Source organism: Rhodopirellula bahusiensis (genome assembly GCF_002727185.1).
Classification (GTDB): Bacteria; Planctomycetota; Planctomycetia; order Pirellulales; family Pirellulaceae; genus Rhodopirellula; species Rhodopirellula bahusiensis.
The window spans coordinates 660,670-677,154 of sequence record NZ_NIZW01000001.1 but is presented as its reverse complement, the minus strand read 5'-3'; the positions used below and the strand labels follow the sequence as shown (position 1 = coordinate 677,154).

General features: G+C 56.8%; 12 protein-coding genes. 6 read left to right on the top strand and 6 right to left on the bottom strand.

What is annotated here, in order from left to right:
• Window positions 1-55: 55 nt before the first annotated feature.
• Window positions 56-1,405: a 3-keto-disaccharide hydrolase gene (locus CEE69_RS02655; RefSeq protein ID WP_099259118.1), complete on the bottom strand. Its 1,350-nt coding sequence runs from the start codon at window positions 1,403-1,405 to the stop codon at window positions 56-58.
• Window positions 1,406-1,558: 153 nt separating this feature from the next.
• Here CEE69_RS02655 and CEE69_RS02650 point away from each other — a divergent pair, with 153 nt between their 5' ends.
• A complete protein-coding gene (locus tag CEE69_RS02650) occupies window positions 1,559-2,017 on the top strand; it encodes a hypothetical protein (protein WP_099259116.1) in 459 nt (152 codons plus the stop codon).
• A gap of 21 nt (window positions 2,018-2,038) precedes the next feature.
• Entirely contained in the window at window positions 2,039-3,412 is a 1,374-nt protein-coding gene (locus CEE69_RS02645) for a sulfatase-like hydrolase/transferase (RefSeq protein ID WP_099259114.1), read from the top strand.
• 73 nt (window positions 3,413-3,485) lie between these two features.
• Here CEE69_RS02645 and CEE69_RS02640 read toward each other — a convergent pair whose 3' ends face one another.
• From CEE69_RS02640 to CEE69_RS02625, 4 genes are all read right to left on the bottom strand, one after another.
• Window positions 3,486-3,848 (bottom strand): 2Fe-2S iron-sulfur cluster-binding protein, encoded by a 363-nt coding sequence (locus tag CEE69_RS02640; protein WP_099259112.1) that lies wholly within the window; start codon window positions 3,846-3,848, stop codon window positions 3,486-3,488.
• Window positions 3,849-3,936: 88 nt separating this feature from the next.
• Window positions 3,937-5,220, bottom strand: a complete 1,284-nt coding sequence (locus CEE69_RS02635; protein ID WP_099259111.1) for a diaminopimelate decarboxylase — start codon at window positions 5,218-5,220, stop codon at window positions 3,937-3,939.
• A gap of 81 nt (window positions 5,221-5,301) precedes the next feature.
• A complete protein-coding gene (locus CEE69_RS02630) occupies window positions 5,302-7,569 on the bottom strand; it encodes a polysaccharide biosynthesis/export family protein (protein WP_099259109.1) in 2,268 nt (755 codons plus the stop codon).
• Between the two features lie 35 nt (window positions 7,570-7,604).
• Window positions 7,605-9,113 (bottom strand): hypothetical protein, encoded by a 1,509-nt coding sequence (locus CEE69_RS02625; protein WP_099259107.1) that lies wholly within the window; start codon window positions 9,111-9,113, stop codon window positions 7,605-7,607.
• 417 nt (window positions 9,114-9,530) lie between these two features.
• On the opposite strand from CEE69_RS02625, the gene CEE69_RS02620 reads away from it, so the two are divergent.
• Together CEE69_RS02620 and CEE69_RS02610 are read left to right on the top strand one after the other, a co-directional pair.
• Entirely contained in the window at window positions 9,531-10,496 is a 966-nt protein-coding gene (locus CEE69_RS02620) for a DUF1559 domain-containing protein (protein WP_099259105.1), read from the top strand.
• Between the two features lie 272 nt (window positions 10,497-10,768).
• Window positions 10,769-12,109: a hypothetical protein gene (locus CEE69_RS02610; protein WP_233214538.1), complete on the top strand. Its 1,341-nt coding sequence runs from the start codon at window positions 10,769-10,771 to the stop codon at window positions 12,107-12,109.
• Here CEE69_RS02610 and wecB read toward each other — a convergent pair.
• Window positions 12,100-13,242: a non-hydrolyzing UDP-N-acetylglucosamine 2-epimerase gene (gene wecB / locus CEE69_RS02605; RefSeq protein ID WP_099259102.1), complete on the bottom strand. Its 1,143-nt coding sequence runs from the start codon at window positions 13,240-13,242 to the stop codon at window positions 12,100-12,102. The genes CEE69_RS02610 and wecB overlap by 10 nt on opposite strands.
• Window positions 13,243-13,355: 113 nt before the next feature.
• Between wecB and CEE69_RS02600 the strand changes: the two genes are divergently transcribed.
• Both CEE69_RS02600 and CEE69_RS02590 read left to right on the top strand, forming a co-directional pair.
• Window positions 13,356-14,348 carry an SDR family NAD(P)-dependent oxidoreductase gene (locus tag CEE69_RS02600; RefSeq protein ID WP_099259100.1) on the top strand — a complete coding sequence of 331 codons (993 nt, stop codon included), beginning with the start codon at window positions 13,356-13,358 and terminating at the stop codon, window positions 14,346-14,348.
• A 370-nt stretch (window positions 14,349-14,718) separates the two neighbouring features.
• Window positions 14,719-16,476 (top strand): redoxin domain-containing protein, encoded by a 1,758-nt coding sequence (locus tag CEE69_RS02590; RefSeq protein ID WP_099259098.1) that lies wholly within the window; start codon window positions 14,719-14,721, stop codon window positions 16,474-16,476.
• The last annotated feature ends 9 nt before the right edge of the window (window positions 16,477-16,485 follow it).

Genomic DNA, 16,485 nt, shown 5'->3' with positions numbered 1-16,485 from the left:
GTCACCAAAGCCAGGTGGAACCTGGCCTACGTCACCTGTCGTCGTGGACGGAGCTCTACTCTTCGCTGGTTGGGACCAGCATTTCAACTTTGCGGAAGTCGACTTCGAGGTCTTGGTTGCCGTGCAGTTGCAAGGCGATCACTCCGGAGTCAGCCAAGTCTTCCACGACATGGTCGACGGCCAAACAATCGTTCAAGTGAACGACGATGCGTTTGCCATGAACGCTGACGGTCATCATGTTCCAAGGCGTTTCATCGTCGCCGGAGGTCACTGGTTTTTTGTCAAGCTGCAAACCTTCACGGGCTTGTTTCCAGTGACGATTGACAACGGCATGCCGGTCTTTGGGGAATCCGGTTTCGAGGTAATGCAGAGGACGCACCAACCAACCCGCTCCGCCAGTTTGGTATAGGCCGCCAACTTCATCGGAGTTATCGATTTCGCACTGGACGCCTTTGACGAATGGTTTGTTCTCAGTGATTTCACTGCGAACGAAGAAGCCACTGTCGCCCTTTTTGAATCGATACTCGATTCGATAGGTCCCGTCGGTCATGGGGTGCTTGCTGTACAGCATGCCGTTGGGCTCGTTGGCTTCGCTGCTGGCGCGGCCTTGCAGAATGCCGTCGACCACGGTCCACGTGCCGCCACCGACGGTTTCCCAGCCGTCCAATGACTTGCCGTCGAACAAAGGTTTCCATTCGTGGCTGCCCAGGTTGCGGACCTTCAAGTTTCGGAACCGATAGGTCTGGCCTTTTTCACCGTGGTGTTGCAGTCCGACTCGGCCGCTCAGATCAACGGGATCAAAGTAGTCGGTGGTGGGGACATCGTTGATGAAAAACTGCAAGTGATTGCCAACACAGCGGATGCGGTAGCGGTTCCAGCGATCTCGATCGAATGCGGCTTGGGCTTCCGGTTGATCCCACAACGGGTTGAGCCACTGGCGACGACGTTCATCGTAGAGGCCACCTGACCAGCGACGATCGGTGGGGTCGGCTTCGGCTTGGTACCCAAAGACTTCGTTCGGTTTGACTTGTCCACGAGCCATGAAGCCGCTGTTGGATTTGCCTTCGGGAAGTTTGACTTCGCCTTCGAATTCGTAGTCGTGGAAGACTTTCTCGGTGACCAGGAAGAACTTCTTGTCGGCGGTCAGGTGGATTTCACCATCGACCACTTCCGTCTTGCCCCATTCGTACGGATTGGTCCAACCGCTGAGTGATTTGCCATCGAACAACGATTGCATCTCGGTTGCGGGAGTTTGCGATTCAGTCTTCGCAGGTGCCGATTGTTTGGGTGCGTCGTCGGCATTGGCGAGCGAACCGCAGCAGGTGCTGACGCAGACGAGTGAGGCAAATGCCCATGATTGGGTGCGAACACGACGGAAGGACGTGAGCCAGGATGATTTCATCATTCGATGGGTTGGTTTTTGTGGGGGGAGGGGAGCAAAGTCGGGCGGAACATAGCCGATGCCCGGACGCCAGTGGCGGTTTGCCGGGGCACCTTCGGCGGATTGTCAGTATACTCCAGGAATTGTTTACCTCCGAGATTCCCGCCCAGGGTGGCCATGCCAAACTATTCACGCATTGCACTGAAGATGCTCGCAGCCGCGGTGGAAACATCGCGTGAAGAGAGCGGGAAAAAGCGTGAACCGGTGGACACTTCCGCTTCGACACCCGAGCGTTCTTGGCGGCGAAATGTCATCGGAATCCTCTCGGCGGTCATGCTTTGTCTGGGCGGAGTGTTCTATTTCGCGGGGATCGGTGAGGAAACGCTGGGATCGGCGTCGACCCATGCCTTCGTGACGGCGGCGTTGCTGCGTGTCGGTTTGGTCCTGGGAGCGTTGTGGCTGGCGTGGGATTCTCTCAAACGCCCCGCCCGATGGTTGCCGCCTGGATTGGCGGTCGCTGGCGTGATTGGCATCGTCGTGGTTGCCGCTCAGCCTCGGTTGCTGCTGGCCATTGGTCCGGCCCTTGGTGTGCTGGCATTGTTATCCGGTGTGATGCGAATCTTTCGAAGCAAATGAACTCCAACTGAGCTGGAACTGATGAGCCCAAACACTGATCCGAGAAACAACATGCTTCAGCAAACTTTGTGGTCCACACTTGGCATCTTGGCCTGCTCATTGGCCTTCACCGCGGCATCGGTCCCGGCTGACGAACCCAGCCCACAACGTTCCGGCGACCGTCCCAACATCGTGCTGATCATGGCCGATGACATGGGATTTGAATGCATTGGATCCAACGGCTCCCTCGACTATCAAACGCCCAATATCGACCGGATTGCCAGCGAAGGTCTGCGGTTCGAACATTGTTACTCGCAACCCATCTGCACGCCGTCGCGAGTCAAGCTGATGACCGGCATGACCAACAAGCGAAACTACGTGAAGTTTGGAATGCTTGACCGGAAGCAGACCACGTTTGCTCATCTGTTGAAGTCCGCTGGTTACCGAACCTGCATCGCGGGAAAGTGGCAACTGGGAAGCGAGCTGGATTCGCCACGGCACTTTGGTTTCGAAGAGTCGTTGTTGTGGCAACACACTCGCGGACGAATGGACAGCCAAAAACGTGACACTCGGTATCCCAACCCACGACTTGAGCGAAACGGTACGAAAGAAGACTACGACGAAGGCGAGTTCTCATCCGACTTGTTCGCGGACTTCCTCTGCGACTTCATGGAAACGAATCGTGATCAGCCATTCCTGGCCTACTATCCGATGGCACTCGTTCATTGCCCGTTTTGCCCCACGCCTGATTCAGAAGATTGGGATCCGACGTCGCATGGATCGAAGACTTACAAAGGCCAACCAGAATACTTCGGCGACATGGTCGCGTACGTCGACAAGATTGTCGGCCGCATTGATCAGAAACTGGGCGACCTCGGTATTCGCGAAAATACGTTGTTGATCTTCACGGGAGACAACGGCACCGACAAACCGATCGTCACCCAGACTCGGTTTGGTGAGGTCGTGGGTGCAAAAGGCGAGATGGTCGACGCGGGCAATCATGTGACCTGCATCGCGAAGTGGCCAGGCGTGATTCAGCCCCAGCGTTTGACATCGCAAATCATCGACTTCAGCGATTTTTTGCCGACGATGTGTGAAGTCGCGGACGCCGAAGTTCCCGCGAATTTGACCATCGATGGGCAGAGTTTTTTGCCGGTGTTGCAGGGCATCGAGGGGCAGGGTCGCGAATCGATGTTCATGTGGTATGAACGAAACGGGCGTCCCAACAAGGCTCGCGAATTTGCTCGCAACCAACGCTACAAACTGTATGGCGACGGATCGTTCTTCGACGTTGAGATGGACCGCAACGAAAAGTCTCCGCTGCAATCCTTGACCGACGATCAAAAAGAAATTCGAAGCAAGCTCCAGGCCAAGATCGACTCTTTCGCCAACATCATTCCACCTCAAGCTCGCTAACGCCTGTGGCATAAGCTTCTAGCTTGTGATTTTGTGCCCCACAGGCCAGAGGCCTATGCCACTTTGAAGTGAACTACTTCGTGGTCCACTCGGGAGCGGGCTGAATTTCATCGGCGACTGCGCCGCCTTGGTCTTTCCGACCACTTCCTTCGAGGCGGCTGATCACACGGACGGTCATGTCGTGGTCGCAGTTGATTTGGCAACTGAGCCGAACGCCGGGCTCGGTCACTTCGCGAACGCGGAGGGTTTCTTTCTCGGCTTCAGTGATCTGCTCAGGTTCGCCTTCCACGAACTCCACTCGGCAAGTCGTGCATCTGGAAACACCACCGCACGCGTGCAATTGGTCGGTGCCAGCTTCTTCGACCAACGCTTTGATCAAACGTTTGCCAGCGGGGACTTCAAAGGTGCCAACGTTTTCGACGGTGAGTTTGGGCATGGAGACTCGATAGGGAAGGGTGGTGATGAAATCAGTCGCCGGGCTCGGGAGCCCAACGTGCTAGGAGGCCCAGCGTGCAAGTGGTTGATTAGCCAACGGTGGCTGACTGTTTGCGATCGACTTTGACGGAATCGAAGTCGACGGTGCAGAAGTAATCGTCGAACGTTTCGGCGCGGCGGATCGCTCGGAACTCACCCGCGTCGTTGAACACGATCTCTGCGGAACGAAGACGACCGTTGTACTGGAATCCCATGCTGTGGCCGTGAGCTCCGGCATCGTGGATGACAGCGATGTCACCGACTTCGGTGGCCGGTATCTTGCGATCGATCGCGAATTTGTCGTTGTTCTCGCAAAGCGATCCGACGATGTCGACGGTGCGATCCGCGGGTTGGTCTTCTTTGCCCATCACGGTGATGTGATGGTACGCCCCGTACATGCCCGGACGCATCAGGTTGCTCATGCAAGCGTCCACGCCGACGTAGTCTTTGTAGGACGATTTCTGATTGATGACTTTGGTGATCAAGTAACCAAAGGGCCCGGTCATCGCACGACCGTTTTCCATCAGGATTCGCACGGGAGCGATTCCGGCGGGAACCAAGATCGACTCATAGAGTTTGCGAACACCATCGCCAAAGGCAGGCAGATCGACAGGGTCTTGGCCGGGCTGATAAGGCACACCGATTCCGCCGCCGAGGTTGATGCACTCGACCGAGATTCCCGTTTCGCGATGGATTTCAGCGGCGAGTTCAAACAGCATTTCCGCGGTTTGCAACAACGCTTCGATATTCAGTTCGTTGCTGACGACCATCGCGTGCAAACCGAATCGCGAAATGCCGAGTTCGGCACAGCGACGGTAGCCATCGATCAGTTGCTCGCGAGTGCTGCCGAACTTGGCTTCCTTGGGATCGCCGATGATGACGTTGCCTTGGCGTTCCGGTCCCGGGTTGAAGCGGAATGAAACCATCTCCGGCAACGGGCTCAGTTGAGCGATTTGTTCAACGTGATGTGGTGTGTCGAGATTGATGATCGCGCCAAGTTTGTTGGCGATCTCGAACTCTTCCATGGTCGTGTTGTTGGACGTGAACATCACATCTTGGCCGGTGATGCCCAGACGCTCGCAGGTGATCAGCTCGGCCACACTGCTGCAATCCGCCCCGCCACCTTCCTCGGCCATCATTGCGACGATGTGCGGGTTGGGGGTGGCTTTGACCGCGAAATATTGCTGGAAACCTTCGTTCCAAGCGAACGCATCAGTCAATTCGCGAGCCCGGTCACGGATCCCGTCTTCGTGATACAGGACAAATGGCGTGGGGTGATCTTCAATGATTCGGTCGATCAATTCGCGATCGAACGGCAATGGTTGATAGTGCATCAGAGGGCTCTGGAATCGGTTGAAAGTGTTCCGAGTGGAGTACCCGAAAGAATAGTCGCCGGAGCAACTTTCGAAAACCGATCAGTTGCCCTCGTCGAACGAGAACCCAAAGCCAGTGAATGGCACAATTCCGTAAACGCCCTCGGTGAAGACTTGGCTGACGAAGCGATCGAACAATCGGATCGGGCTGGGGGGGACGATGACCACGTCGCCGTCCTGCAGCCAAATCTCGTCCATCGGGCGGGAGTCCTTGCCCATGATCGCGCCACGCAAATCCAGCACCGTGGACAGCAATTCCCAGTTCGGACCGCGGCGGAAAATCACGACCTGACGCAGGTTCGCACCCGGCACGTACCCGCTGCCCAACGCGATCCCGCCGAGCACGGTCGTTGGTGCGTCGATCTCAAATCGGCCCGGCGTGGTGACTTCGCCGAGGACATAAACGTAGTGAGGAGCCTGCTGCTCCAGCACAACCTCGACATCCAAGCCGGCCGACATCGAGTCGTATCGCAGGATGATTTCTCGTTTCAATTCGCTGAGTGTCAGGCCTTGAGCGGGCACAGCACCCAAACGAGGCAAGCGAAGCGTTCCCTCGGGCGTGATCGTTTGCACGGTTTGTTGAGGGTTGAATCCTTCGGAACCACTGATGGCTTCGCGAATCTGTCGGGCGATGTTGCCCGTCGCAACGGGAGTCACGTCGATCGAAGGATCGGGGTAGTACTCTTCGTAGCGTTCGTTGAGCAATTCGCGAAGCTGGCTGATCGTTTGCCCAGCCGCGTGAATCTGGCCGATGAAACGCAACGTGATCGTTCCGTCGGGTTGGATTTCCAAACCACGTTCGAGCGTTCCGCGAGTGAGCTTTTCATCGGCTTCAGATTCAATCAACAATTCGTCGCCGACTACTAGTCGATATGCACCCACCGAGCGAACGGTCTTGATTAAAAACGTCAACTGAACTTGGTCGCCGCCACGCAATCGGTATTCGTGCACCGGTGCACTGCGAGCAGGTCCGACGTAGTTGCCGGGTCCGTAAACGTTGAATGGCATGCTTTGAGGGCAGCGCCAGCACTGGCACGCGGGGCGGGTTCCGGTGCAAACACCAAGCGTCTTGCTCAGTCGTTCGGCGCCGACTCCGTTTCGATCCACACATCCACCGCAGGTCGAGCAGGTGACCGAGCTGGGATGACCCGACAAAGGTCCTCCACCGTGCGACGCGAACGAAGCGGGCAATGGCCAACGTGTGACTTCATCTTGCATCAAGTCCGGCCACGAAGGAGTTCCATCCGTGTGGCTTTGAGCGGATCCGTTGTGGTTCGCGTTGGTCGAATATTGCGTCGAGTCCATGGTCTCGGTGTCGACGACCGACCGCGAACGAGGTGCCGGTGAATCAGTGGCCGGTTTCTCGGTCTCCGGTTCACGGTTTGGTTGTTGGGGGGTGTCGCCTCGTTTGGATGGAGGCGTCGGTCGAGTCGATCGTGGTTCTGAAGCAGGCGACTTCCGCGGGGCTTCGAGATCGCTGGAAGATTCGACGGCGGCGTCTTCGTTTCTTAGCGCATCGAGACGCTTGGATTGTTTGTCACGCGTCGACGGTTGGGCTCGATTGCGATTCGGGACTGGACGGAACTCCGGAAGCTCCTGCGTCTTGGTGGATGGCGCGTTGCCGCCCAAGCGTTGCGGACGAGCGGGAGTTGTTCGATCCGTTTGCCGCTGACGAGGGCGCAGCGGTGGCGGCAATTCCAACAAGGTTTCCTCGTCTGCGGCCGGCTGTTCTGTACGAGTCCGTTCTGTACGAGTCCGTTCTGTACGAGGCTGGACGGCTTGCGGCTGCGCTTTTTGCGGCTGAGCAGCAGGCGGCTTCAAGGTCGGTGGGACTGGCGGCGGTGTGGAGGGCATTGCCGGCGCGGGCGTTGGAATCGCTTCGGGCAATAAGTTCTTGCGCGGCGCGGTTGTCTCGGGTGGGGAGGCGCCTGCAGGCAGGCCGGGAATCAGATCGCGAGAGCGTGATTCAAAACGGGCGCGAGCTTCCAACTTGGCTTGCTCAGCACGCAAGTTGTGCTTTTCCAGCCGCTGCCGGTAATCGCGAAGCGAGTTGACCTCGAGCAGTTCGTCTTCATTGACGGGCGGATTGTCCGGCAGGGCGTCCATGGCAAACGACGGTGTGGGCAACGTGCCCGTGCTGCCGCCCAAGATTGTCGGTCGCGCATCGGTTGCGGGAGTCGCTTGTCCAGGTGCGACCAATTCCTGCGCGGACGTGGTGTCCGCGAACACCAACGGCAACAACAAACCGGTTGCCAAGCAAACGCGACGAAACGCCGATCGAAGACGAGTTGGTTTCATGGGACGATCCATCGAAATCGGGTGGACGGTGGGGGCGTTGGTTTGGATTACCAAAACAGACCGCCGCGGGGCGTTGTCGAACGAGAAGGAGCAGCGGGCATCGACGGGTCAACGATTCGTGATTGCGGCGAACGTCCGTTTTGTGCTGGCACGATCAACTGACCTTGGTTGATCGAGTTTCGCGGCATCGGACGCGAAGCCGTTTGAGGGTATGGATGCGACGCAGGTTGCTGCTGAGTCGTCTGCTGGTTCGACACAGCATGTTGCGGCGATGCGCTGTGCTGGCTCGACGCGATGTGTTGACCCGAACCGGCGAACTGCTGGTGAGTTTTCGCGAATTGCGAAGGCGACATCAGTTGAACAGGAAGTTCGCTGGGCAAATTCGTCGAAGCGAGTTGTTGCTGGCACTCAGCAGCCAAATTGGCGTCGCCCGATTCGTTTGCCGCTCGCATCAAATCTTCGACGCTTTGTCGAGTGGGTTTCTGTTGCACGCTCAGCAGCAACAATTCTTTCGCGATCGCAGGCATCGAACGGCTGAGTAGGTTGCGACCGAGCTCGGCGGTGGCTTGTGGGTTGTCGGGGCCGATCTCAACGGCGGCACGTCGATACATCAACGCCAGTTCCGAGGCGTGCAACCGTGAACGTGATTCGGTCAAATCCGAATTTGATTGTGGCGTGAGCGTCGCGGATTCCAGGTCCGCCAAAATCATGGTGGCTTCAGCGGCGAGCGGTCCACCGATGGTGGCTTCGACCCATCGTTGACGGGCGTAGTTCAGGTAAGCTTCGATCGCACGTTCCGCGGTCAACAACGATGTGTTCACACCGTGAAGCGCAGGCGTTTCGTGCACCTCGACCAATCGGTTCAATGCGGCTTGATCGACCGGCCCGTAGCGACCGGTGAAGTCCGTCGATTCGCGAATCGCGGTGATGGCTTCGTTGAGTTGTGACGTGTGCAGGTTGCCTCCCGTTTGGGAGTCTCGCAGCGAGGCGATGATTCGAAGCGTCTGAGTCGCCGACTCTTTCGCGGTATGCAGTGCGCCGCGACGTGCCGCGAAGTGAGCGCTGCGAAGTTGGCTGACGGCCGACTGTGCGAGCTCGGCCGTGCGAGCGTGATGGTTGATCGGGTCTGAAGCGGGCATCGGACGAGAAGTCGATGATGCGGTCTTTCCAAGCGACGCTGTGGCGCTGTCACTTGAAAAGGTTTGGCGGCGCCGTGTGATCTTGGGAGCTTCTTCGGCTGGAACCGGAGCGGTCATGATGATGGTGACCGGCGGAGGAGCCGGAGCCACTATGGCGGGTTGGGCCGACGGTGGTTTCCATGCGGGGGCGGTCGCGGAAGTCGGCGGAAGTGCCAACGGCCGCGGTTGCCAGACTCGGCTGGATTTCGCGTTCCCATTCGACGGCGAATCGGCCGCATGGACGGAAGCGGTGACCGACGCGATCAGGATCGCCAACGAAACACGTCGGACCAGCAAACCACGACGAGACCGGCCCTTGGCGGTTCGATCGGCGCGGTCCTGACCAGTCAGATCTCGTGGTTTCATATTGCGATCCATCGCATTCCCAGCGTGTTTCGGAGGGGAGTTCATCCTTGAAGCCCCTGGTCCATGCGGACCGCGCTCGGCGTGTCGCTTGAAAGTCGAAACTCGGCGTGTGAGCGGCACGAATTTCAGGCGACATGGTCCAGCTACTCGGCGTATCGACGAACCCGAGGGAAATTCTGTACATGGAGCCGCCGCCGCCGGGTGGAATCAATGGTTCGAACACGCGTGACCGTTATCGAGGTATAAATTCGTACAACCGGCACATTCGGACCGTGAGCGTGGGTGAAATCGATCGCGGAAATCTCCGGCGCACCCGGGTGAATCCCCAGTGGGGCTGATTTTTGAAGTCTTTGATCTTGTCGGCGGGTGTTCAAAGCTGTTTTTCACGAGTTCGACAATCGGCTCGCAAACCATTCGTATGATTGAGGTTTGACCGTGAGGACTGAGCGAAACGGGGTGGATCGTCGCGGATTCACATTGGTGGAATTGTTGGTCGTGATCGCCATCATTGGCATCTTGATCGCTCTACTCTTACCGGCGGTTCAAAGCATTCGCGAAGCAGCTCGTCAGACCAAGTGTCGCAATCGAATCCGCCAAATCGCATTGGCTTGTCAAAACTACGAGTCGATGTTTCGCGATCTGCCCGGCTACTCTGGCGAAGTCCCGCCGTTCTTGGTCGATTTCGAGAGTCGGAGGCAGTACGACGCCCGGTTCAACGGAGGCAATTGGTTGGTCCAGGCGATGGCTTTGATGGAGCAAGCTGACTTGGCACCTCCGCTCGCTAAAATCGGTGCTGCACCGATGGTCTCGCCGACTGATCGGGTGCAACAGCATGTTCAGTCTGCCGTCGCGACATTCCATTGCCCAACCCGACGAGATGCGGACGCCTATCCATTGTTGGAACCCTACTTGAGTCGCTACGGCGAATCTGGTGGTCGGACGGATTACGCCATGTGTGGTGGGCCCGCCACGGTGAACGAGGACGACCACCGCATCATCGAGAGCGAGTATGACGGGGTCTGGCGATTGGGTGGTCGGACACGGCTGAATCGGGTTTTTGACGGATTGAGCCACACGTATCTGCTGGGCGAAAAAGCAATGGATTCATTGAAATACACGACCGGAGATTGCTATGGCGACCGAGCCCCGCTGGCCGGTTACACGGGAATTGGAACCACCACCCATTCGTATGTCCGATTCGCGGCCCGGCAACCGGCGCTCGACACACCGGACAATTGTTTGTCCTGTCACGACTTCGGCAGTGCTCACCCACACGGCTGGAATGCGGCGATGGTGGATGGATCCGTGAAAATGTTGACGTACACTCAAGACATCAACATTCACCGCGCGGCCGCCTCGATCGATGGTCGCGAAATTCCTACTTACGACCACTGATTTCAATTTGACTCAATCGAAACTGCCTAAGAAGTCGATTTGCAAGTGGGACAAATCCACCCTCGCAGAAGCTTTGCCATTGCTGGCGGAACAAATTCGATCGGCTAAGTTTGTTTGCCGGAAATGCGGCCGGTCGGCGGCTGAGAAGCGATTGTTGTGCAAAGCAGTTCCAATGGATTCACTGAGCGAAACGAAAGCGTAACGGTTTGATTCGACAGTTCGCGAAATGGATGTTTGCGTGCGGCATGGTCGTGGGAGTCTTCCCATGGACAATGGGATGTTCCCCCTCGTCATCGTCGACCGAAGAAACCGCGACCACGCCTCAGCAGTTTGTAATCGCGCGAGGTGAACCGCGTGACCGACTGCGACAAATCTTTGCTCGGTATCGAGGCAGCTCGTACTACCAAGACACCAGCGAAGTCGTGCTGCGTGTGGTTCCGATGGCGGATGCCTCGTCCGAATTGTTCTCGGGCGGGAAGCAAGAACAACGGGCACCATTTCGCGTGCGTTGGACCGGCCGGCAATTGGATGTCCAAGCGTACTCGGTTCGACTGCGAGCGAGTGAGCCATCTCAATCGAACCAAGTCGAATTGAATGCCTGGTTTGACGAGCCGGAAACGCGGCACTTTGATTCGCAGATGCTGGTCGATGTTTGGCAGCAACCTGAGAACCAACGATTGGACCTCGATCGCGTGCTAGCCGATGAAGTCTTGCGGTCCAAGTTGTCGGCAGGATTGGCGGGCCCGCCTCCGCAATTGGAATGGTTGTTCGCGGGCGACCCGATGTCAGGAATCTTTGAGCCTACTGCTAAGTTGAAGTGGTTGTCCGACGCGAATTTCGCCGGGCAAAAGATGCGACGCATCGCGGCGGAGACGGAAGGCAAGTCCTATGTGTTTTGGATTGATCCCACGGTCAGCGTGATTCGGCGCGTCGAGTTGCCGCTGCCGATGATCGAAGGATTGGACCCACGCCAAAGTTCGTTGACTCTGGAATTTCGACGTGCGGAGTTTGCTCCCGGTCCGGGCGAAGATGCCGCGTCACGGTTTGACTTTCAACCGCCATTCACACCTCAGCGTGTTTCGAGATTTGTGCCCGTGCCACCGCCTCCGCCATCGTCCACGCTGGGGCGACGATTGCCCAATGATGCGATGAGAGCCTTGCGTCCTGATGGCGAAGCGTCGGAATTGGTTGTGTTTCGGTTGTCAGAGGACGAAGAAGTCTCGGCCACGGAACCACGCTGGATCGCTGCGGCGATCACTCAGTCGCGACAATCCAATCTGTCTCGAGTCCGCTGGGTCGTTGCAACCGAAGACGCTGGGTTTCGACGCGAATTGGCAACCGCATGGTCGGGCGCGGTCACCGTCTTGGATGCCAGTTCATTGACGGACGTCTTTGGTTTGCTGCGATTGAGTCCAGGATGTGCAGCAGTGATCGATTCGGATCAAACGGTCTTGTTGACCGAGCGGCAAATCAACGCCAGTTCGGTTGGCAATGTGATGGCTGCCTTGGTCGATGATGCCGCGGGCGTTGATGTGCCGGCGAAGATTCAGGCCGATTACAAACAACTGAGCCGAGCCTACGAAGCGGAGCTGTCAAAAGCTCTTCAGCAGTAGTGTTGTGCGATCGCGTCCATAATCTTTTCGGATGCGGTGCCATCGCCGTACGGGTTCGAGGCTTTGGCCATCTTGTCATAAGCATTGCGGTTACTGAGTAGCTCGCTGACTTCATCGACGATGTTCTGACGCACGGGGCCGACCAAGCGGACTGTTCCGGCGTCGACTCCTTCGGGACGTTCAGTCGTGTCTCTCATCACCAAGACGGGTTTGCCCAGTCCAGGTGCTTCTTCTTGAACGCCGCCGGAGTCCGTCAACACCAACTCACAAGCTTGCATCAACGCGACGAATGGGCGATACGATTGAGGCGGCAACAACAGCACGTTTTTGAAGTCGCCCAACGCCTTCTGGACTGGTCCCGATACATTGGGATTCAAGTGCACTGGGTAAACGAATCGGACGTCAGGAAATCGTTCGGCAAGCTCTGAAATCGCACCGCAGATCTCGTCAAACCCACCACCGAAGTTTTCCCGGCGGTGACCGGTGATCAGCACAAACCGTTGCTCACGCCAATCACTCGGCAAGACCGAACCCAGTTCTTCATCGATCTTCGCTGCAACCGCGGGATCGGATTGTTGTTGGACCTCCAGGTGCAACGCGTCGATCACGGTGTTTCCCGTCACAAAGATTTTCGCCGGGTCGATTCGTTCGTTTAGCAAGTTGGCTTCGCTGACAGAGGTTGGTGCAAAGTGCAGCGTGCTGATCGGGCTGGCCAAAACCCGGTTGGCTTCTTCGGGGAACGGGCTGGCCAAATTGCCCGTCCGCAGGCCGGCTTCGATGTGACCGGTTGGGATGCGTCGATAGAAGCAGGCGAGTGATGCCATCAAAACCGTCGTCGTGTCCCCTTGCACGAGAGCAAAGTCTGGCTGCTCCGATTCGAGGATTTGATCGATCGAGGCGATCAATTTTGATGAGAGGCCTGCCAAAGTCTGGCCGGGCGTCATCACGCCCAGATCGTGGTGCACCGGCAGACCGAAAATGTCGATCACTTGGTCCAGCATTTCTCGGTGCTGTCCGGTCGAAACGGACAGCAGTTCAAATCGGTCATCATTCGCGAGTCGTTTGATCACCGGAGCGACCTTGATCGCTTCGGGGCGGGTTCCAAAGAAGACGGCTATTTTGGGGCGTTTCATGGACTAGACTGCGTGGCAACAAATCGGATGGTGGAACTGGCGGCCCACTATAGTTTGAACCTCGCCAAACCCCAGCGAACTTTCAGAAGCCCCGAACCAAGAGATCAGAACAGATGCCCGATTCGTCGCCCAAATCGTACTTGGTAACGGGATGTGCTGGTTTCATCGCCAATGAAGTCGCCTCGCAGTTGTTGGCGGCCGGTCACCGTGTGGTCGGAATCGACAACGTCAACGATTACTACGATGTACGCCTGAAAGAGCACCGTTTGGAGAAATTGACTTCCCAAGGTGATGCCTTTTCTTTCGTGCGAGGTGACATCGAAGATGCATCGACGCTGCGGAAAATATTTGACGAGAATTCATTCGATGCCGTGCTGAATCTGGCCGCGCGAGCGGGGGTCCGATACAGCATGGAAAACCCGCACGTCTACATGACGACCAATGCGATGGGCAGTTTGAATCTGTTGGATCAAATGCAGCGTGTCGGCGTGAAAAAATACGTCCTCGCGTCAACCTCTTCGTTGTACGCTGGCCAACCGATGCCGTTTGTCGAAACGTTGTCCGTCAACACGCCGATCTCGCCTTATGCGGCCAGCAAGAAAGCCGCGGAAGCGATGGCTTACTCGTATCACCATTTATACGACATCGACGTTTCCGTTTGCCGCTACTTCACTGTGTATGGCCCCGCAGGTCGTCCGGACATGTGCATCTTCCGGTTCATCAAATGGATTGACGAAGGCACGCCGATCGAACTGTTTGGCGACGGCGAGCAGTCTCGCGATTTCACGTACGTGTCTGACATCGCATCGGGCACAATCGCGGCGGTTCAACCGGTTGGATACGAAGTCATCAACTTGGGCGGTGGCGGAACACCGGTTTCGTTGAACGACATCATTGGCCGACTCGAGAACTTGCTCGGCAAGAAAGCCAAGGTGGAACACAAAACGTTCCACAAAGCCGACGTCAAAACGACCTCCGCCGACATCAGCAAGGCGAAGGAATTGATCGGCTGGACCCCCAAGATCGAACTGGACGAAGGATTGGCGGCCTCCGTGGATTGGTATCGAGCGAACCAGACATGGTCGAGCGAACTCAAATTGCCTTAGCAGCCTGTCGATTTAGTGAGCCGTACCGCGTTAGCGGCGGTTAGCCAGACGCCAACCGGGACCAACGCCCATCGGCTAATTGTTGTCATTAGGTATACAACTAAATCAACAGCCCGTTACACCCGAAACCGCCTTGGAGATGGTAGGGTTGGTTCCACCAGCCAGATTGAAACTCAACATCAGGGCGAAACCGGGTGGCTTGCGCCACATCCGCTAAGGGCTTCCGGTAGCCGAATTCGCCAGAATTCGGAGCAGTTTGAAGACCGACAAAGCCCGCCCCGTACAATTCGACACGGAACTGCGGGTGACACGCACCCCGCATTTGACGAAACTACGTCCTCACGTTGATTCTCTTCGCACGAGGTCTCAGATGCATTGTCGTTTGGTTTGTTTCACAGTCGCTTGGTTGGTTGGCGGGATCGTCTCAATCCAATTCGCAAATGCCGCGACGGGGCGCCAGTCAGAGGAATCTTCTGCTTCGCCGGTTGGAACCCAGGTGGCGATGTTTGAGCTGCCCAACGCATATGGCAAACCTGTTTCGCTGAGTGACTTTGCCGGCAAGAAGTGCGCCGCCATCGTTTTCTTGGGGACCGAGTGCCCGCTGGCGAAGTTGTATGGTCCGCGGCTGAACGACCTTCAGGCGAAGTTCGGGGATCGCGGGCTTCAGGTCATTGGAATCAACTCCAACAAACAAGACAGCCTGACTGAAGTGGCCTCCTACGTGCATCGTCACGAGATCAAGTTTCCGATGCTGAAGGACAAAGGCAACGTCCTCGCGGATGCCATGAAGGCCAAACGCACACCCGAGGTGTTTTTGATCGATGCGGATCGCGTCGTTCGCTACCACGGCCGGATCGATGACCAGTATGGAGTCGGCTACGCACGCGACAAGAAAACAAGATCCGATTTGGCGATCGCAGTGGAAGAGTTGCTGTCAGGTGACGAAATCACCCAACCAACGACCGAGGCGGTCGGGTGCCACATCGGACGAACCAAAGAAGTGGCTGAAGTCGGCGAGATCACTTACGCCAAACACATCGCCCCCATCTTCAACGCACGTTGTGTCAGTTGTCACCGTGAAGGCGAGATCGCGCCTTTCACGTTGACCAGTTACGACGACACACAAGGATGGGAAGACACGATTCTGGAAGTGATCGGCAACAACCGCATGCCACCTTGGTCGGCCAATCCAGCTCACGGTGAGTTTGCCAACGACGCTCGTTTGTCCGAAGACGAAAAGGAGTTGATCGGGCAATGGGTCGATGGTGGCATGCCGGAAGGCGATCCAGCCAATTTGCCGGAGCCACCCGTTTTCGCGACTGGTTGGCAGATTGGCGAACCCGACCAAATCATCCAGATGCGGGACAAACCTTTTGATGTGCCCGCCGAAGGAGTGATTGATTATCAGCGGTTTGTGATTGATCCCGGTTGGGATGAAGACAAGTTTGTGGTGGCTTGCGAAGCACGTCCCCAAAACCGAGCCGTCGTTCACCACATCTTGGTTTATGTGATTCCGCCGGGCGGCCGGAATGTGGATCTCCGGAAGGTGTTGGTTGGCTATGCACCTGGAAGCACGCCGGTCGATTTAGATGATGGTGTTGCAATCCACGTGGAAGCGGGCAGCAAGTTGTTGTTCGAGATGCACTACACCCCCAACGGCACCGCCCAGAGCGATTTGTCGTACATCGGAGTGAAATTCACTGACGAAGACAACGTCGACAAAGAGTTGGAAGGTCAGATTGCCGCGAACTCGAGATTTCGGATCCCACCAGGCGAGGCCAATCACATCGTGAACGCCAAGCACACAGTTTCTAGTGACCAGAACCTGCTGGGCATGACTCCGCACATGCACTTGCGCGGCAAAGCGTTCCGCTACACCGCACACTTTCCAAATGGTGAAGAAGAAATTCTGCTGGACGTTCCTGCTTATGATTTCAACTGGCAGATGAAATACATCCTGAAGGAACCACGAAAACTACCTCGAGGAACCATTATTCGCTGCCGTGCGATTTTCGACAACTCGGAATACAACCTAAGCAATCCCGATCCAACCAAAACGGTTGGTTGGGGCGATCAAAGTTGGAACGAGATGATGATCGGCTTCATGGACATGGTCGACGCCGACTGAATTTCTATT